Origin of the sequence: Natronomonas salinimetallica, from assembly GCF_013839515.1 — an archaeon.
Taxonomy (GTDB): domain Archaea; phylum Halobacteriota; class Halobacteria; order Halobacteriales; family Haloarculaceae; genus Natronomonas.
In genome coordinates, this window is record NZ_JACDNQ010000013.1 from 1 (window position 1) to 18,596 (window position 18,596).

Consider the following 18,596-nt stretch of genomic DNA (forward strand, 5'->3'; position numbering starts at 1 on the left):
GATTGTCCGGTCCAATTTCACTTAAATCGTCTGTTTCAACAGCCTATCGACGCGATTCACGCCCGGCGTAAACGCCGGGACTCTCTCGCTGTCTTATACTGTCGGACGTAACTACTTGAATCGAAAATCTCTGAGCGTCGTGTCACAGTACGGTTTCGTCTATCTGAACGATTCAGGTATTCACGAAATTACGTCCGACAGTATTAGGTAGCCACGGGGACCCCGACCGAACGGTGTAGCCACGGGGACGCGGAGCGGAACGACCGCCGGCCGTCCCGCTGGAGCGTTAGCGTCGGGGCGTCAGCGTCGAAACCGATGCCGGAGCGTCGCTGCCGGTGGCTTTTTTTTCGGGACCGATCCATAGTCGGCATGGACGATCGTATCCGCGCACACGTGTTCGTCTCCGGGCGCGTCCAGGGCGTCTACTACCGCGCGACGACGCGCGATACCGCCCGCGAGCGGGGCGTCGACGGCTGGGTGAAAAACCTCGACGACGGCCGTGTCGAAGCTGTCCTCGAAGGGCCCGAAGACACAGTCGGATCGATGGTCGAGTGGTGTCACACGGGCAGTCCGAGCGCCCGCGTCGACGACGTCGAAGTCGAGTACGGCGATCCGGCCGGGCTCGAGGGATTCGAGATCAGACGGTAGCCGTCGGATTCTACACGCCCGACGTGGCGGCGGCACAACGGTTAGTGCGATCCGGTGAGAAGACCGGCGTATGATATCGAGCAGGGAGATGGCGGTGGTGGACGAAAACGCCGAGGCGCTCGGCGTGCCGCGTAAACAGCTGATGGAGTCCTCGGGCAACGCCGTCGCCCGCGTCGTTCGCGAGACGGCCGCCCCCGGCGCGTCGGTTGCACTCGTCTGTGGGCGGGGGAACAACGGCGGCGACGCGTTCGTCGCGGCACGGTTTCTCTCCGAATACGACGTCACCGTCCACCTCCTCGGCCGTCCCGAGACGATCTCGACCGCGATCGCCCGGGAGAACTGGGACGCTCTCGGGCGAGCCGACGTGAACACACAGCGGGTCACGGACTCGGCGTCGATCGGGTTCGGTGGCCCCGACGTCGTCGTCGACGCGATGCTCGGTACCGGCGTGACGGGCGCGCTCAGAGAGCCCGAGGCGACCGCCGCCGAGGCGATCAACGCCGCCGACGCGACGGTGATCGCCGTCGACGTTCCCTCGGGGGTCGATGCGGACACCGGCGACAGCGAGGGACTCGCCGTCGAGGCAGACCGCGTCGTCACGTTTCACGACGACAAGCCCGGGCTCGGGTCGGTCGACGCCGACGTGACCGTCGCCGATATCGGTATCCCGGCGGCCGCAGAACGGGTCGTCGAGCGGGGGGATCTGCTCCGCCTCTCCCGCGATCCGACGGCCCACAAAGGGGATTTCGGCCGTGTCCTCGTGGTCGGTGGCGGCCCCTACGCCGGCGCGCCGGCGCTCGCCGGGCAGGCGGCCCTCCGGGCGGGGGCCGATCTGGCGTACGTCGCCTGCCCCGAACCGGTCGCAGCGGAGATACAGGGCTACAGCGAGAACCTGATCGTCCGCCCGCAGATCGGCGACCGGATCACTCCGTCGAACGTCCCGGCCGTACTCGAGGCCGCCTCCGGGATGGACTGTGTTGTCGTCGGCCCAGGGCTCGGGGATTCGGACGGCTCCCTCGACGCGGTCTCGGCGTTTCTCGCCGATTTCGACGGGACCGCCGTGGTCGACGCCGACGCCTTACAGGCCGTCCCGGACGCCGAGACCGAGGCGACGCTGATCTGTACGCCACACCGGGGCGAATTCGAAGCGATGGGCGGGGCGGCCGCCGACGATCCCGACGAGCGCGCCGACCGCGTCGCCGACCTCGCGGCCGACCTCGGGGCGACGGTGCTCCTGAAGGGTGCCGTCGACGTGCTCTCCGACGGCGAACGGACCCGGTACAATCGGACGGGCAACCCCGGAATGACAGTCGGTGGGACAGGCGACGTCCTCGCGGGCGTGACGGGCGCGATGGCGTGTGGGCTCGATCCGATCCACGCGGCGGCCCTCGGCGCGTACGCCAACGGCCGGGCGGGCGATCTCGTCGTCTCCGAGTGCGGTTACGGGCTGGTCGCGACCGACCTCCTCGGGGCCGTGCCGTCCGCGCTTTGGCCCGACAGCGGGCGGTAAGCCGGTCGGCTCCCGATGGGTTCTTCGCCCTCGCGGCGGAAGACGGGATATGAGCGACGGATCGGACCTCACACACGTCACCGACGAAGGCGACGCACAGATGGTCGACGTCGGTGACAAACCCGACAGCGCACGCCGGGCGCTCGCCCGGGGACGGATCGAGCTTTCGGCTTCGACGATCGAGTCGATCCGGGCGAACGATCTCGACAAAGGCGACGTACTCGCCGTCGCCCGCGTCGGTGCGATCGACGCCGTCAAACACACCTGGGAGACGATCCCGATGTGCCATCAGATCCCGATCACGAACGTCGAGACGAGCTTCGATGTCGGGGAGGACGACGTCGAGTTGTCCGTCGCCGTCGAGACGACGGGCAAGACGGGCTGTGAGATGGAGGCCTTACAGGGCGTTACGACCGGATTGAACGTGGTCTGGGACATGATAAAGGCCGCGGAAAAGGACGCGGACGGCCAGTACCCCGGTACGCGGATCGGCGACGTCGAGGTCGTCTCGAAGGAGAAACGGGAGCTGTGACTCGTTCCCTTCGAATCTCGGACCGTGAAACCGCCACTTTCGCACTGCGGTGCCGAAAATAGTCACGCACGACCGTATCACGCCTGGACGGCGGTCGAGTCGCCTTCCTTACTCGATCGCCGGGGCCGGTAGTCCGCCGGCCTTCGAGCGCGCCTGCTCGATGATCGCCGGGCGGGCCTCAAACTCGACCGTGACCTCGTTGCCGTAGTCGACCGACTCGACGTGGGCGTGGTCGTGGATCCACGACACCAGACTCATCGTTTCGTCGGTCATCGGGATGACGAGCCGTTCGCGGCGCCAGGCGGGCAGCTCCTCGTCGATCCGGGCGCGCAGACCATCGACGTTCGTCCCGGTCTTGGCGCTTATGACGACCGGATCGGGGGCCAGCGCCGCCAGAGCTTCGCGTTTGTCCTCGAGCTCCTCGTCGTCGACGAGGTCGGCTTTGTTGAGGACGGTGACGATCGGCGCTTCGTTGCGTTCATAGAGCGTGTCGTGACACGTGACGAGCTTCTCTCGGATCTCCTCGACGGGGTCGGAGGCGTCGACGACGAGCAAGACGAGATCGGCCCGATACACCTCCGAGAGCGTCGACCGGAACGACTCGACGAGCCAGTGAGGGAGATCCGAAATGAACCCGACAGTATCGGTCACCAACACGTCGCGGCGGTCGAACTCCGCCCGGCGGGTCGTCGTCCCGAGCGTCGTAAAGAGGCGGTTCTCCGACTCGGCCGTCGCATCGAGATCCGGGTGTAGACCCTCGTTTTCGTCGATATCGAGGTCGCTCGCTAACCGCCGCAAAAGCGTCGACTTGCCGGCGTTCGTATAGCCCGCGAGGGCGACGAGGTCGAAGCCCGACTCGCGGCGCTGCTCGCGGCGGTGGGCCTCGGTCCGTTCGATGCGCTCGAGTTCGTCGTTGATCCGGCTGATCTGGGCTTTGATGTCGCGTTCGCGGGACTCGTCGTACTCCCCGAGGCCCATGAACCCGGGGCGCTCGTCGCGTTTCGCGAGCGAGGCTTTCGCCTCCGCGCGCGGCAGCTCATAGCGGAGTTCGGCGAGTTCGACCTGCAGTTGGGCCTTCTTCGTCCGGGCACGCTGGCCGAAGATATCGAGGATGAGCTTGAACCGATCGATCACCTCGGTGCCCTCGGGAAGCTCGTTCCCGAGGTTGTACGTCTGGTACGGCCCGAGTCGGTTGTCGAAGACGACCGTCGTCGCGTCGGTCTCGGCGATTAGCGTCGCGAGTTCGGCCACCTTCCCCTCCCCGAGACAGAGCGCGGGGTCCTCCGTCCGCTTCTGTGTCACCTCGCCGACGACCGTGTAGCCGGCCGCGTGGGCGAGATCGCGTATCTCAGTCGTGTCCGGATTGCCGTCGTCGACGCGTTTCGCGACGACAGCCCGGCCGTTCGTTCCAGTCACTCGCGGACAACTACGTCGTCACGGTATTTAATTTCAGGGCTCGGTATGCGATCGTGGGACCGTGACCCGTACGGCTCGCCGGACCCATATACCGGTCACCGTCGGAACGGTACAGGCGGTGATCGCTGGGACGACGACAGTCCGTATCGTACCGGCGCGGTGGATCCCCGGCTACCGCGTGCCGATCTCGTCTTCGTCCTTGACGATCCTGGTTTCGGCTTCGCCGCTCGTATGTTCGTTGACGACGTCATAAAAGTCGTTTTGGAGGCCGGCGGGGAATCGAATCACGCCGACCCACGAGCCGTCCGACTGCCACTCCTCGCGCTCTAGCTCGCCGAACTGCCGGATCTGTGCCTGCGCGCTGCCAGCGTACTCCGCCGGGACCTGTACCGCCATCACCATCTCGTCGAAACGGATCGGAATGATCGGGCGGAGTTCGTCCAGAGCGTCGTCGACCTGGTTTTCGACCGGCTCCATCGGATCGACTTTGAATCCGGCTTCCTCCAGGGCGCGTTCGATCCGTTCCGGCGGGTGAGGTGCGTCGTCCATCTGGGGGTTGACCGCGTTGCGCGCGATCTTGTTGACGAGCTGATTGTGCTTTTGTTCTTGCATCGCACGGCGCTGTTCGGCCGTGATCTGTATTTCGCCGCGTTGGATGACCTCGGGGATGATCTCCAGGGGGTCCGTCGTCTCGAAGACCTCCTCGAGGGCGTTCTCCGGCGGCCGATCACCCGTCGACGCGTCCTCGAAGACGTCCTCGGCGGCGATGACGTCCTCGAGGTCGCCGTCGAACTCCCCACGCTTGATCGTGAGGGCGGCGTCCGGATCGACGAGCACCTCGAACCGCTGGCCGTGGGACTCGAGCCGCGCTGTCACAGCCTCGTCAAGCGATATCATACGTACCGGTAGGCGGGGCGAAATAAAAGGTGTTCCCAAAGAGCCGCGGACGGTCGGGACTACTCCTCGGCGTCGGCGTCGGCGTCCTCGTCGGCGAGCAGGTCGTGATCGTCGAGGTAAGACTGGATCTCCTCGTCGGACAGTTTTCCGAACCCGTCTTCGCCGACCGAGACCGTTGCGAGCCCGATGCCCTCCGGAGTGAGCCCGTCCTCGTTGACGGATGCGAGAGCCTGTAGCGCGAGCCCGATGCCCTCGTCGAGGTCGATGTCCTCCTCGTAGTGCTCCTCGAGGTAATCCTCGATGTCGCCGCGGTCGGCACCGACCGCGAGCGCTTGCCACTCGTAGGGGGTCCCGGAGGGGTCCGTCTCGTAGAGTCGCGGTTCGCCGTCCTCGATGCCGCCGATGATCAACGCGACGCCGAACGGGCGCGCGCCGCCGACCTGCGTGTACTGTTGGATGTGGTCGGTGACGGCCTTCGTCAGTGTCTCGACGCCGATCGGCTCGCCGTACCGGAGCTGGTTGACCTGTGCCTGCCGGCGCGCGAAGTCGATCAGCTGGCGGGCGTCGGCGACGTGACCGGCGCTCGCGATGCCGACGTGATCGTCGGCTTTGTGGATCTTTTCGACGCTCGTCCGCTCCATGAGCGGCGAACGGATGCGCTTGTCGACTACCAACACGACGCCGTGTTCGGTCCGGATACCGATCGACGCCGTGCCTCGTTTGACCGCCTCTCTCGCGTACTCGACCTGGTACAGGCGGCCGTCCGGTGAGAAGATCGTGATCCCCCGGTCGTACGCCTGCTGCTGCGATTGTCCCTGCATTGTTAGTTGTCGCGAATATCGAGTGCTGTCGCGCCCACGCGACCCGCCGGGAGATCGACGTCGACCCGGTCGTTCCGGGTGACGGCCGACCGGGCGGTATCAGCGAACGCGACGGTTCTCTCCTCAATTTGTACCTGCGGACGCCGTATATACTTTTCTTCACAGGCCCGGACCGTGCCGCTAACGCCACGGACCGAAAGCCCGATCGGCTGGCCGTCGACCGCGGTGACGGTGGCGAGGACGGCCCGCAGCCGTTCGACCTCGCCGCGGCGGACCCTGATGACCGCCTCGCCGTCGCCGTTCTCGAACGAAAAGTGCAATACGCTGCTGTCCAGTTCGGCACTGCCGGCGTCGCCGACGAGGTTCTGTGTGGCGAACCACAGCTCGCGTTGGAACGCCCGACGGCCGACGTCCGCGTCGGTCCACGACTCCAGCCCGACCGCGAGATACCGCCACCGGGGCCGGAGGTGCTTCGGCAGATGCTTCACGTCCGCGTTTTGGCCGTCCGCTACATAGCTTCGGCGGTCACGGACAGACGGCCTTCGTTGCCGATACCGCCCTTCGGGCCCGGTATCCCGCGCCCGTACTCACGAAACCATATATATACGGCCGCCCTCTCACGTGGTATGCCCGCGGAACGTCGTGATGTCCTCCGCCTCGGTAGCGCCTGCCTCGGTGCAGCGCTCGCGGGGTGTCTCGGTACCGACGGTGCGGATCTCGACCGCGGTGGGAGTGACCCGACCCCGACCCCGACGCCGGCGACCGACGACACGGACGATGAGAACGGCGGCGGTGCGGACAGCGATGACGATCCAGAGCCGCTCGAGGGACCGACCCGACTGCTCGCCGAAGCGACCCGCCGTGTCCTCGACGAGGCGTCGTGGTTCGGCAGGGAATACGACGACGCGATGTCGGCCTACACCGGCGCGCTCGACCGGGCCATCGAGACGATACTCCAACTCGAAAGTACGACCGCGATCACCGAGTCCGACCTCGAACGCCTCGGCGACGTCACCCTCCACGTCGAGAGGACGATAGAGGACCGACTCGAACCCCACTTCGAGCTCTCGGAGCGCGTTAGACGGCGGAACGACCGGGCGACCGAACGCGTCCGTCGGTTCGGCGAGCGCGGCGACCGCCCCGCGGTCAACGACGAGCTCGAGTCACTTCGCAACTTCTACGAGCGGATCCGGGGGTTCTTTTTCCGCCAGCGGGAGCTCTCGAAGAACCCGATCCAGAACCGGCTCGTCCCGTTCATGGCTGCCGGCGGGGCCGACCGCGACGATGAGGACGACGCCATCCACGACACGCTCTTCGAATTTCGATACCTGAACCCGATCCGGTACGTTGATGACCCTCGCTACGGCATACGCTACCTTCGGGGCGTCCGGTTCCGGGCGCGCGCACACACCGAAGAGGCCGTCGAGGACCGCAACGATCCGCGGCTCCTCGGTGACCCCGCCGCCTCGCCGGCCGGTTCGACGAGGTGGGAACCGACCGATACCTTCGACGAGCGCTTCGAGCCGGTCTCGGTCCCCGAGGGCCGACGGGACGAACTCGAGGTCGTCGTCAACGACTGGGCCGACTACGACGGCGGCCCCCTCGGGATCTATACGGAGGAGTTCGTCTCCTGGCCGATCTACGTCCAGCGATACGAACGTTTCGAGGCGGCGGCGGCGGCGAGGGCGTCGCTGCTCGATGGTCCCGTGTTCTTGGAGGCCGAACGGACCGTCACCATCGGCGACTCCGAGTGGCAACAGGTCCGATACCGCCTCGGCGGGGACGTCATCTATGCGTTGTTTAAGCAGTTCGGCGAGTTCGTCGTCGTCGCCGCGCCGTCCCGGACGCCCGTAGAGGACCGTACCACGCCGTCCCGAGCGCCGAAAACGGACCTCCAACGCGACGAGGCCGTCGTGATCCGCGACGACGATGATAGCGACGACAACGACAACGACAACGACGACAACGACGTCGACTTCTCGTCGTTCGACGGCAACGACGACGGCGATGGCAGCGACGACGATGGTAACGACGACGGTGACGGTGAAGTGGCCATCACGATACCGATCGGGGACGTCGAAGCCGGAGACGTGATTCGGGTTCGTCCCGGCGAGCGGATCCCAGTCGACGGTGTCGTCACCGACGGGGAGTCCACGGTCGACGAGTCGGCACTGGCCGGCGGATCCGCTTCCGTCGATAAATCGCCGGGAGACGACGTCTACCGGTCGACGATCAACGAGGACGACGTCCTCCGGATCGAGGCGGCGGACTACGTCGACGAGTCGTGGACGCTTCCCCTCGATCGGAGCTGGCTCCACGTGGAGGGCGAGTGATGGAATCTCGATCCCCAGCGTTAATTTATCGGGACGCGCTATCCCTTCGGAGGCACAGATGACACGAGGGCGTGACACCGTGATCGGCGTCGTGGTCGTGTACGTCGGGGTGAGCCTCGCCGCCGGTACGGTCGCGTTCGCCGGCGCGAGGTGGGCCCACGCACACTTTCTCGCGGCGGCGACCGGCGACGCGGTCGAGGAACTCGGCCCGGCGTTCATCGAGACGGTGCTGATCGGGCTCGCGGTCACCGCGTCGGTACTGGCTCCGGTCGTCAGTGTCGTCGTCGGAATTACCCTCGGCCGGGGCCTTTTCGCCCCGGTACGCGCCATCGGGACCGCGGCCGTCACCGGACTCGTCGGGGCCGTCCTCGTGGGTGCGACCGTGGCGACGCTGGGCTCCGCCGGTACCCCGATCGGGACGATCTGGACGCGGTCGTTTCTCCTCACGCTCGCCGTCGCCGCGGTGGCCTCGGCCGTTTCGGGAGCCATCGGGGCGGCAGTCGGTGCCAGAGCGGGCTGACGGCACCGACTCGCCAATAGCCGGAGGGTTACCGACTCGCCAACAGCCGGACCCCATCGGCGTGAACGCCGGCCGGAACGGCGTAGGCCAGCCACAGCGTCCGGTCGGGGGCAGCGGTGGCGTCGTCGTAAACGGCGTCGGTCGGACGCCGATCGCCCCCGGCCCGCCGCCGGACGTCGGCCGGATCGTACTCCGGGACGTCCTCGGTCGGCGTCATCCCGTATCTGTCGTCGAGGAACTTCGAGGGAGCGACCGCTCCCGTTTGCGGAGCGTAGCGCGTCCGCCTCGGCCGAACCACCGATTCGCCGGCCCGCAGCGACAGCCCCGCCCGCGACGGCGGCGAGCGGACCCCGTCATCGCCACGAACGCCGCTGACGGAGACGAACACGAACGCGAACCGCGAGCCGTCTGCCGCGGCGTGCCAACGGCGCTCGCCGCCGATTTCGTGGGCGTACGCGCGGAGGATCCGAACCCCATTCACGTCGAGTCTGAGACCGTCGTCGTAGGTGTGAGACGATCGAGGATGCAGCGACTCGAAGATCCGGACGCCGGCCAGTCGGTCGGTTTCCTCGATCCCGAAGAGGGCGGTCCCGGACGCCGGGACCGCCTCGTAGGTCATCGGTGGGCTCTCCCAGGACAGTCGCTCGCCCGGCCCGAGGGCCCCCGAGAACGTTCCGACGGGGTCATCGGCCGTCAGATCACGTACGGTCCGCTCGATCGTCCGGACCGCCTCGCCGGTGTTCTCGACGACGATGCGGAGCCTGAACGGCACGCCGACGCGCTTTCGGCGGGGGGCCTCGATCCTCGTGACCGTGGACGGCGGGGCCGGGTCCGGATCCGCCGGCGTCGTCGGCTCCGGCCCCGACCGCTGTGGCTGTGATCGCCGGTCGGCCTCGGGGGCTGTCTCCGGTTCGCCGTCGATACACCCGGCGAGAGCGACGATCCCGCCGGCGAGACGACCGAGGAGGACGCGACGGCGCATTGGAACGCCTGCTCGTTCGAGCGCCTGGTACTTAAAAAGGTCGCGGCTCACGTCGCCGAGGCCGTGGACGGACCACCGGAACGCCCGCCGCTCACCCGTCGCTTCGGCTCGGTTCGATCCACACGCCGGGTTCGAGAACCGATCCGGACTGCCGCTGTCGGTTTCGCGTTGCGATCTCGCCCCAGGCTCGCAGGCCGGTCTCGATGGTCTCCCTGTCGAACCCGATCGTCTCGCCGAGGGCGAGCAACTCCCGCGGCGCACGCAGCGCCAGATGCGAGTCGACGTCCGCCGAGACGACGTAGGGGGTGTCGTACTGTTCGACCAACTCGCGGAGCTTCCGGAGCCCCTGAATCGCCTGTACGCGCTGTCCGCCGTCGGATCCCAACACCCGGCCGAAGTTGAACTCCACGTGGACGCCGTTCTCGGCCGCCGTCTTTGCGAGGACGTGGTTGACGTCGCCGTCGTCCATCGGGTGGGTGAGCACGTCGACCTGTGGCTGCTCGACCGCGAACCGGTTCAGTTCGCCCCCGTGTACGCAGACGACGGTCCGCTTCGAACGGTAGTTCCCGATCAGCCCGCTCGCCCGCCCCGGAGCATCGGCTCGGATCTCGATCCCGACGACGACGTCGATACCGTAGGCCTCGGCGACGCGGTCGGCGTCGTAGCTCGCCTGCGCGTCGCCGTGGTTTCGGACCACGATACCCTCGTACCCGCACGTCGCGGCGCGTTTTGCGAGCCGGGCGACGGTCGCCCGTCCGTCGGGGTAGGCGTGGACGGCCTCGTACATACGACACCGGTCGTGACTGGGGGACTTTGCTGTTGTGTCTCGGGGCCACGTTTCGCGAACGGATCCCGACCGCCCCCGATGCCCGGGGCCACCGCTCACCGTCCCGACGGGGCGACGTGCAACACTCGGAGTCGCCCCGCGCCGGCACCCAGACAGAACCCCGAAAAGTGGGCCGCGAGCGCGACCCCCGGTGCGGCCGTCGCCGCGGTGAGAATCGCCGCGAGCACGGCGAAGACGGCGAACCGGCCGCGGCGGCCGAGCGGGAGCCACGCGAGCACGCGCTCGGAGGCGCGGTTCCCGACGAGCAGGTATCCGAGCAGCGCGAATATCGCGCCGCTGGATCCGAGGACGGCGGCCCCGCCGAACGGGACCGCGACGACGACCTGGACGATCCCGGCGACCGACCCGGTGCTGAGAAAAAAGGCGTGGAACCGCACTGTCGTCGTCACGGACGCCACGAGCGGCCCGACGACGAGCAGCGCGAGGACGTTCGCGAGGAGGTGGCCGGGGCCGCCGTGGGCGTAGACGCTCGTGAGGAGCGTCCACGGCTGGTGGTCGAGCGGGAGCGACAGCGCGAACACCCCCGGGCCGACGCCGACGGCGCCGCCGGCCGCCTGGGCGGCGAACGTGCCGAGACAGAGCACGAGGGTCGTAAAGACCGGACGGAGAGCCATACGACGGGTTCGGGCTCGACGGTCTTAGTACTGCAGTTCGTCGGTGTAGTGGTCCAATACCGACACCACGGCCACGCCACAGACGACGGAGACGCCGATCGTCGCCACGACCCCCACGGAGACCGAGCCGGCGTTTTCGGCCACCTCGCGGATCGGGAGTCTGAGCGCGCCGAGCATCAGGCTAACGAGGAAAACGAACGTCGCGTCTCTATACCGTTCGAGCGCCGCCCGAACGACGTAGGCGACCGAAAACAGCCCGACGAGCGCGCCGGAGCCGAACGCGAGGAGGGGGACCAGCGACTCGACGAGCGGCTGGACGTTCCCGCTCAGAGCGGCGTCGATTCCGCCGAGGACCCGCCGGGGGATCCCGCTGACGTACTCGTATTGGCCCATGACGAGCAACAGAAACGCCCCGGAGATCCCCGGGAGTACCATCGCGGAGATGGCGACCATCCCGGCGACGAACAGTACCGGCAGCGTCGTCGGCCTCGCGCCGGCGAGAGACGGGTCGGTGACGAGAAAAGCCCCGGAAAAGCCGGCCGCCGCGACGAGTACCCGTCGGGCGGTGCCGGCGTCGACGTAGCGATACAGGACGACCGCGGAGGCACCGATGAGCCCCGAAAAGAAGGCGTAGGTCGGAGCCGGATACCGCGTAACCGCGACGTTCATCGCCGTCGCGACCGTTGCCGCGGCCGACAACACCCCCGCTCCGAGCACGAACAGGAACGGGGCGTCCGCCCGGAGGAGGTCGCCCACGAGGGCCGCACGCCCCCGCCGGGTATGAATCACGCGGAGGTGCCCGAGCGAGCGGAGATCGAGCGACGTCAGCGCGGCGATCAGCCGCTCGTAGACGCCGAGTATCACCGCGATCGTTCCGCCGGAGACGCCCGGAACGGTGTCGGCCGCCCCCATGCACGCACCTTTCAGGTAGACCGAGAGCCAGGATCGGATCCCGGCACCTCGGCTCATTCAGCGCGTACGCCCCGGCTCTCCTCGACGGTTCCGTCCTGGGTCGATCCGTCCTGGGTCGATCCGTCCTGGGTCGTTTCGCCTCCGGGCTGGGCTTCGAGCTGCGGGACCTCGAGTTCGACTGTGACGGGCGTCTCGTCCTCGCCGACGACGTGGCCTTCGGTCACGTCGGCCTGGCCGAAGGCACCCGCCTCGGGTGCGACGAACTGGTAGCTGCTGTTGGCGCGTACGTCGACGTTCGTGTGGCCGGTTTCGGGACCGTACTCGTCGTAGCCGGTCGTCGAGTACGGGACGGTCATCTCGAAGTTGCCCTCGGCATCGGTGTCGGCGTACTGGGTGTAGGTGAACGTCTCGTTGGTCGCACCGACCTTCATCTCGACGCTCGCTCGAACCTCGGTGTTCTCCGGCCCGCTGCCGTCGATCGTCGCGCCGTCGACGCGCTCGAAGGTCTTCACCCACGATTCGTTGTCACCGATCGTCTGGCCGGGGGCGAGCCGATCGAACGGCGACTGGGTGGTCGGCCCGCCGGCGTGGACCAACCGGAAGTGTTCGAGCGCTTCGGTCCGTTCTGCTTGCTGTCCCAAGACGCCGCCGTGGACGACGGTCGGGTCGTTTTCGGCGGCCTCGCGTGCGGCCTCGACGCTGTCGTGTTGGGTGAACAGGTCGTCGAGCCCGGAGGCCCCCTCCGGAAGCGTCGCGACGCCGTCCGCCTCGGAGTACTGCCCGAAGTTGATGGTCACCGGGCCGGCCTCCTGTGCGCTCCCGTGGTGTTGATACAGCCGGACGCGCATGCTCTCGTAGCCGCGCTGGGTATGGGCACCGTAGAGTCGCTGACCCTGTTGGTTCACCACCTGGACGCCGACGTCCCCGCTGCTCACGTTGTGGCGGGATTCGAACGCCGTCGGGGCGTTGTACTTTTGCGTACCGGCGTAGCCGAGCGGGTAGTCGACCATCACGTATCGGACGCCCTCGCCGTCGGGCTGGTCCTCGTCGAGGATCTCGATCGCGCGTTCTTCCTCCCCGGCGAGCAGGAAGTCGGCGGACTCGGTGGCGTGTTGCTGGAAGGGATTCGCGACCGGAACCCGCTCGCCGCGGGTCGTGATATAGTGGCCGTAGTCCCACCACGCGAGCACGCCGTACTCGCCGTCCACGTACTCAAAGTCGTCCGTGTTCTCATAGGTCCCATAATAGTCGAGACGCGGATCGTCCCCGGAGCCATACGCGCCGACCTCCGGCGTCTCCTCGGAGAGCCAATCGAGGCTCTCGGACCACTGTTGCATTTCGCCCGGCTGGGACGCGCCCTCGGCCGTCGAGAGCGTCGCCCCTGTTACGACGAGCGGCCCGGTAATGACGAAGAGGATCGCGAGGACGATGAGTATCTGATAGGGTTTGACCGCCGTGATGTCCGTACGGACGTTGTCGAGTTCGACGAACTGATACACCCAGCCGACGACGTAGGCGTTTCCGGCGGCGACGGCGACGACGAAGTGTATCTCGAAGCGTTGCTGAGTCAGGGTGAACAACAGCATGAGCCCACCGAAGACCGCGACGAGCAGGTAATCGGCCCGCGGGCGCGTCCGCGAGACGACCCGGTACAACACGAGTACGAGTCCGAGCACCGCGGTGTAGAATCCGAGGCCGTAATTCCGATAGAACAGCGAGAGCGGGTCGCTCGGTGCCTGGGCTTCGCCGATGGTCGCGATAGTATCAGTCGTCCCGAGGCCGGCGACGCGCTCGAACTGACGGATAAAGAACCCGAGCGTATCGGGCGTGACGACGGCGAGGACAGCGACGCCGACGAGCCCCGAGCCCACGATACCGACCGGGTAAGCCGCCCGAGGAAGCCCCCGTTGCTCCCACAGGCGGGCGACCGCGGCCATGAACGCGGCGCCGACGGCGACGGCCACCGCGAGGAGGGGGTGAGCGATCGAGTAGTCGGTCGGCTGTAGCCCGGTCGTCTGCAGGAAGGGGGTGATCAACACCGCCGCCGTCAGCATCGCAACGACCGAGGGGATCGCGACGTGATCCGGGCTGTGGCCACGGAGGAACTCGAGCGAGAGGGCGAAAAAGAGGAATACCCCGAAGAGTCCGAAGAGGAAGATCGCCGGCGGCCAGTTGAGGACCGCGAGCGTGAGTACGACACCGAGAGCTACGGCCCACTTCATGGGCTCGCGGAGCAGCCCGAACTCGCGCGTCCGGATGAACTCGTAGATCACGCCCTCCCGCTGTGCGACGGCGAGGAACTTCATCCCGACGGCGAGGACGACGAGCGAAAAGAACACCTCCGCGATCTGGTGGTCGAACGACCCCGCGACGCTTCGAGTGAGGAACATCCCCGGCGTCAACGCGAGGACGAGCACGGCGATGAGGCCGCCGAAGCGGCCGCCGAGACGCTTGCCGACGTAGTACATCGGGATCGCACACAGCATCGCGATCACCGGGGCGGCAAACAGCGTCGTCGTGACGACCGTCTCCTGGGAGGGCGATCCGAGTCCGACGACCAACGCGACCGTCGCGACCGCCTGATCGAAGATGGTGCCGAACTGTCCGGCACGTGCGCCGACGTCGAACCCGGTCCAGGGGTCGAACGGCATGGTGGCGGGGAAGTTCTCGATGACGTAGTTCGTCGATCGGTAGTGGTAGTACGCGTCGTTCCCGTTGTAGAGGGGTTCCCCGTCCGCACCGATATGGTTCGCGTAGTTGCGCACCCGGACCCACAACATGAACGCCATGAGGGCTGCGAGGACGGGGATGTGATACAGACGATAGACAGTATCGATCTGCGACTCGTACTCCGCGAGTCGCTCTTCGAACGCGTCGAACCGCTGGCTCATTGCCCGAATACACTGCCAAAACGCGCATAAGCCTTTTCCATTACGCTTCGGAGCGCGTATCAAAATCGGGGATGCCGGACGGATCGGTTCACCCCCGACCGGCGGGTCGACGGGGGCCGCCTACCACTGCGGGGCTTCGAGTCCCGCGGCCTCCAGTAGCCCCTTCCAGCGGCTCTGAACGGTCAGCCTCGATACGCCGGCGGCGTCCGCGACCGCGGACTGCGAACGACGCTCGCCGGCGATGAGCGCGCCCGCATAGAGGCTAGCCGCGACCACCGCCTGTTTCGACCGATCCGCCTCCGGAACCGTCGAGAGAAACAGATCAGTCGCGCGCGACTTCGCCTCGCTCCCCAGGCCGAGTCGCTCGGCCGCATCGTCGATGGCGACCAGCCACCGCTCGTTTTCGACGTGGTCACGGGCGCGGTACATACGCGTCTACTGATGTGTCCGAGTATATAAAAATCCCTCCGACGTGGAGCGGGCCGACCGCAGGGTGAATCGACAGTGCGCACGGACTGGGAGCCGTCAGTATCAAATGAGCGACCGGCCGTAGACGATGACCGCGAGGTTGTTCGCGAAGACGAACAGGCCGACGGCGATTACGCCCCCGATCCACACCTCGAAACTCCGGGCCAACATCCACGCCTCGATCCCCTCGGCCGTCCGCAGGAGCCGAAAGTAGCCGGCGAACAGTCCCGCCAGCACGACGAGGGCACTGAGATTGAGTATGACGACGACGGAGAGCCCCTCTCCGAGTGCCCACCGCATGTAGGGGTTTGCCTCCGCAGCCACGCCGTGGATGTCCGCCGCGTAGAGCGTCGTCAGCAGGTCCGCGGTCAGCAGTATATAGAGTGCGCCCGCGACCCACGACCAGTACTCGCTCTCGTCCGGGTGGGTTCGGTCGCCGCCGGCGAGGAGTTCCGGTCGTTGCACATCGGACCATCGTCGCCCAGGAACTTATAAACCACCGTCCGGACGGGCGGGACGCGACGGGGATCCATAGAGCGCTCGATACGTCCCGACCTGCGTAACCATATTTTGGTACGTGGCCGAGGCGAATAAACCGATGTATCTTCCGGAACGTTTGTGATAGATGCGGCCGTACGGGACTTCCGTGTCGGTTTCGAACCGGCTCCCGGCGTCGGAGCGGTTCGGATTTGGCGTCGGCGAGCTCACGGGTGCGATAGGGGATTCGATTACGGTCCTGCCGCTAGTCGTCGCGCTCGGCCTGTTGACGCCGGCCTCGCTTCCGCACCTGCTCGTCGGGTTCGCCGTCTTCCAGGTGGTCTGGGGAATCAGCTACGGCGTCCCGCTGTCCGTCGAACCCATGAAAGCCCTCGCCGGTCTCGCGGTCGCCGGCGGTCTCACCCACGGAGAACTCCTCGCGGCGGGGCTGCTCGCCGGCGGGGTATTACTCGTCGCCGGCCGCCGGGGGTGGCTCACGACGATCGAAGCCGCGGTCGGGGAGCCGGTCGTCCGGGGGATCCAGTTCGCCGTCGCCTGCCTGCTCGTCGTCGCCGCCGTCGACCCCGTCGCCGCCGCCCCCGGCGTGGCCGGTGCCGGGGTAGCCCTCGCGGCCGCCGTCGCGCTCGTATCGCGGCGCGCCGTCGCGCTCGCCCTCCTCGCGGTCGGCGGGCTGTGGGCGGTCGCATCGGGTGGCCTCCCGCAGCCGGCGCTTCCCGCGCCCGCGGTGTTTCCGGCCGGCCCCCCGGTGATTTCGATCGACGCCGCGGAGGGGGTACTCGCCCAACTCGCGATGACGGTCGGCAACGCCGCGATCGCGACGTCGCTTCTCCTCTCGGATCTCTACGACGCCGACGTCTCGCCGGACCGCCTCGCAGAGAGTATGGGTATCATGAACCTCGTCGCGGTGCCGTTCGGCGCGCTCCCGATGTGCCACGGCTCCGGCGGCCTCGCGGGCAAACACGCCTTCGGCGCGCGGACGGGAACGGCGAACATACTCGCCGGCGCGTTCTATCTCGGAGTGGCACTCGTCGCCGACCTCCTCGTTTCCTTCCCGATGGCCCTCCTGGGTGTCCTGTTGGTCGTCGTCGCCGGATCGTTGGCTCACGTGGCGTTCGCCTCGACGGATCGGCCGCTGTTCGTTGCGTCGGTCGGGATCCTCGGCGTGGCAACGAACGTCGGGATCGCGTTCCTCGCCGGGATCGTCTGGTGGCGACTCGGGCGGTGACGCGATAGCTTCACGAAATTATAGCCGACAGTATGAGACTTTTAGCTCGGGGGCCGCTTCGGGAAGACATGTCGTGGGACGATCTATTCGAACGCGCCGACACGTACGGGGTCGACCCCGAGGAGATACGGGCAGCCCTCCGGGAGCGTCGTGGCCGTGAGTGAGGGCCGCGAGCCCGACCCGACGCGGGTCGTCGCGGACGCCGACGTGCTCGCCGCGGACCTCCTCGTCGGCGGGTCGGCCAGGGAGGTGATGGACGTCGTTCGATCGCACTCGTGGCTCGACGTCGTCGCGACCGAGCCGCTGCTCGAGGAGGCGGCGGGGGCCGTCGAGTCGCTGGCGGGTCGGGCGCTGGCCGACGACTGGCGGACGAAAATGGACGAACTCGCCGTCGTCGTCGAGCAGCCACCCGACGATCGGCCGGCGCTCGCGGCCGCCTACCGCGGGGACGCGGCCCAGCTCGTCACGTTCGACGAGCGTCTCCGGAGCGCCGAAGCCGGGGCGAGCCTACGCGGCCTCATCGAGGTGAGCGTCCGTTCGCCCGAGGCGTTTCTCGCGGTCGTCGATCCGGCGACGATCTACGAACTGACCTTCGAGGGGGCGTACCCGGGGCCGGACCGGAAGCCGCGGTGAGCGTCCGCTACCGTCCCGCGAACCACTCGGCGAACGTCCCGAGCGCCCGCCCGCGGTGTGAGACGGCGTTTTTTTCCTCCGAACTCATCTCGGCGAACGTCGTCCCGGCGTGTTCGAAGATCGGATCGTAGCCGAAGCCGCCCTCGCCGCGGGGTTCGACGATCCGGCCGGGAACCGATCCCGCAAAGAGCTTCACCGGCAGGTCGCTCCCGGCGACGGTGTCGTCGGTGGTCGCCGTCGCCCGGTCGTCGGCGTCGAGGTCCCGGCCGCGGCGGTCGTCGAGGTCGACCGGCTCCGGCGATGCCTCGAACGGGTCGCCGTCGCAGTAGGCGATCACACACCGGAACGCCGCCCGCCGTTCGTCCTCCGCTCTGGCGAGTCGGCCGACCCGCTCGACGCCGAGGGTATCCTCGACGTACGCCGAATAGGGGCCGGGGAAGCCGTCGAACCCCTCCAGATACAGTCCGGCGTCGTCGACGATGACCGGGCCGCCGACGTGTTCGTAGGCCTCCCGCGCGCCGTGGGCGGCGACCGACTCGAGGGAGTCGGCCTGTATCTCCGTGTAGTCGTAGTCGACGGCGGCGACGTCGTCGCCGAGGTAGGCTTCCGCCTCCCGGACCTTCCCGTCGTTCGTCGTCACGTATCTGAGCATACCACGCCTTGAGGACCGTCCCGAAAAGCACCACCGGTCCGTAGTCGGTCGGGGCTCTAGCGGAGAGAAACGGAAAAATCGAAGCGCAGCGTCCCGCACGGACCGCCGTGGGCAGTTTCGGGTCAGTTCCCGACTTCCCAGGTCAGTTCCCGACTTCCCAGGTCAGTTCCCGACTTCCCAGGTCAGTTCCCGACTTC

The 18,596-nt window shown here is 67.4% G+C and carries 19 protein-coding genes; 7 read left to right on the forward strand and 12 right to left on the reverse strand.

From position 1 onward, the window contains the following. Positions 1 to 369: 369 nt before the first annotated feature. The 3 genes from HZR14_RS10630 (at position 370) to moaC (ending at position 2,690) form a co-directional block, all read left to right on the forward strand. Positions 370 to 648 carry an acylphosphatase gene (locus tag HZR14_RS10630; RefSeq protein WP_181692850.1) on the forward strand — a complete coding sequence of 93 codons (279 nt, stop codon included), beginning with the start codon at positions 370 to 372 and terminating at the stop codon, positions 646 to 648. 70 nt (positions 649 to 718) lie between these two features. Beyond that, a complete protein-coding gene (locus HZR14_RS10635; RefSeq protein WP_181692851.1) occupies positions 719 to 2,158 on the forward strand; it encodes an NAD(P)H-hydrate dehydratase in 1,440 nt (479 codons plus the stop codon). Positions 2,159 to 2,207: 49 nt separating this feature from the next. Next, positions 2,208 to 2,690, forward strand: coding sequence for a cyclic pyranopterin monophosphate synthase MoaC (gene moaC, locus HZR14_RS10640; RefSeq protein WP_181692852.1), 483 nt, complete (start codon positions 2,208 to 2,210; stop codon positions 2,688 to 2,690). Between the two features lie 108 nt (positions 2,691 to 2,798). On the opposite strand, the gene hflX is transcribed toward moaC, so the two are convergent. The 4 genes from hflX to HZR14_RS10660 all read right to left on the reverse strand — a co-directional run bounded on the left by hflX (position 2,799) and on the right by HZR14_RS10660 (position 6,312). Beyond that, a complete protein-coding gene (hflX, locus tag HZR14_RS10645; protein ID WP_181692853.1) occupies positions 2,799 to 4,106 on the reverse strand; it encodes a GTPase HflX in 1,308 nt (435 codons plus the stop codon). Between the two features lie 171 nt (positions 4,107 to 4,277). After that, positions 4,278 to 5,003, reverse strand: a complete 726-nt coding sequence (locus HZR14_RS10650; protein WP_181692854.1) for a ribosome assembly factor SBDS — start codon at positions 5,001 to 5,003, stop codon at positions 4,278 to 4,280. Positions 5,004 to 5,062: 59 nt separating this feature from the next. Next, the gene (gene psmA, locus HZR14_RS10655; protein WP_181692855.1) at positions 5,063 to 5,824 is read right to left on the reverse strand and encodes an archaeal proteasome endopeptidase complex subunit alpha; all 762 of its coding nucleotides are present in this window, start codon (positions 5,822 to 5,824) and stop codon (positions 5,063 to 5,065) included. A 2-nt stretch (positions 5,825 to 5,826) separates the two neighbouring features. Beyond that, a complete protein-coding gene (locus HZR14_RS10660; RefSeq protein WP_181692856.1) occupies positions 5,827 to 6,312 on the reverse strand; it encodes an Rpp14/Pop5 family protein in 486 nt (161 codons plus the stop codon). A 138-nt stretch (positions 6,313 to 6,450) separates the two neighbouring features. Between HZR14_RS10660 and HZR14_RS14440 the strand changes: the two genes are divergently transcribed. After that, complete coding sequence (locus HZR14_RS14440) at positions 6,451 to 8,157, forward strand: P-type ATPase actuator domain-containing protein (protein ID WP_255479242.1); 1,707 nt, start codon at positions 6,451 to 6,453, stop codon at positions 8,155 to 8,157. 58 nt (positions 8,158 to 8,215) lie between these two features. Then, entirely contained in the window at positions 8,216 to 8,677 is a 462-nt protein-coding gene (locus HZR14_RS10670) for a hypothetical protein (RefSeq protein WP_181692857.1), read from the forward strand. Between the two features lie 28 nt (positions 8,678 to 8,705). On the opposite strand, the gene HZR14_RS10675 is transcribed toward HZR14_RS10670, so the two are convergent. From HZR14_RS10675 to HZR14_RS10705, 7 genes are all read right to left on the reverse strand, one after another. Next, positions 8,706 to 9,659 (reverse strand): hypothetical protein, encoded by a 954-nt coding sequence (locus tag HZR14_RS10675; protein ID WP_181692858.1) that lies wholly within the window; start codon positions 9,657 to 9,659, stop codon positions 8,706 to 8,708. Positions 9,660 to 9,750: 91 nt separating this feature from the next. After that, positions 9,751 to 10,446: an RNase P subunit p30 family protein gene (locus HZR14_RS10680; RefSeq protein ID WP_181692859.1), complete on the reverse strand. Its 696-nt coding sequence runs from the start codon at positions 10,444 to 10,446 to the stop codon at positions 9,751 to 9,753. 95 nt (positions 10,447 to 10,541) lie between these two features. Next, complete coding sequence (locus HZR14_RS10685; protein ID WP_181692860.1) at positions 10,542 to 11,120, reverse strand: rhomboid family intramembrane serine protease; 579 nt, start codon at positions 11,118 to 11,120, stop codon at positions 10,542 to 10,544. A gap of 24 nt (positions 11,121 to 11,144) precedes the next feature. Then, entirely contained in the window at positions 11,145 to 12,089 is a 945-nt protein-coding gene (locus HZR14_RS10690) for a DUF368 domain-containing protein (RefSeq protein ID WP_181692861.1), read from the reverse strand. Beyond that, on the reverse strand, positions 12,086 to 14,923 hold the full coding sequence (locus HZR14_RS10695) for an oligosaccharyl transferase, archaeosortase A system-associated (protein ID WP_181692862.1): 2,838 nt from the start codon (positions 14,921 to 14,923) through the stop codon (positions 12,086 to 12,088). Before HZR14_RS10695 ends, HZR14_RS10690 begins: the two co-directional genes overlap by 4 nt. Positions 14,924 to 15,043: 120 nt before the next feature. Further along, positions 15,044 to 15,352, reverse strand: coding sequence for a transcription initiation factor IIB family protein (locus HZR14_RS10700; RefSeq protein WP_181692863.1), 309 nt, complete (start codon positions 15,350 to 15,352; stop codon positions 15,044 to 15,046). A 102-nt stretch (positions 15,353 to 15,454) separates the two neighbouring features. Continuing rightward, positions 15,455 to 15,856: a hypothetical protein gene (locus HZR14_RS10705; RefSeq protein ID WP_181692864.1), complete on the reverse strand. Its 402-nt coding sequence runs from the start codon at positions 15,854 to 15,856 to the stop codon at positions 15,455 to 15,457. Positions 15,857 to 16,037: 181 nt separating this feature from the next. Between HZR14_RS10705 and HZR14_RS10710 the strand changes: the two genes are divergently transcribed. Further along, a complete protein-coding gene (locus HZR14_RS10710) occupies positions 16,038 to 17,114 on the forward strand; it encodes a putative sulfate/molybdate transporter (RefSeq protein ID WP_370464975.1) in 1,077 nt (358 codons plus the stop codon). A gap of 156 nt (positions 17,115 to 17,270) precedes the next feature. Next, positions 17,271 to 17,747, forward strand: a complete 477-nt coding sequence (locus tag HZR14_RS10715; RefSeq protein ID WP_181692866.1) for a DUF7384 family protein — start codon at positions 17,271 to 17,273, stop codon at positions 17,745 to 17,747. A gap of 7 nt (positions 17,748 to 17,754) precedes the next feature. Here the strand turns inward: HZR14_RS10715 and HZR14_RS10720 are convergent, their stop codons facing one another. Then, positions 17,755 to 18,399, reverse strand: a complete 645-nt coding sequence (locus HZR14_RS10720; protein WP_181692867.1) for a non-canonical purine NTP pyrophosphatase — start codon at positions 18,397 to 18,399, stop codon at positions 17,755 to 17,757. Positions 18,400 to 18,596 lie beyond the last annotated feature (197 nt).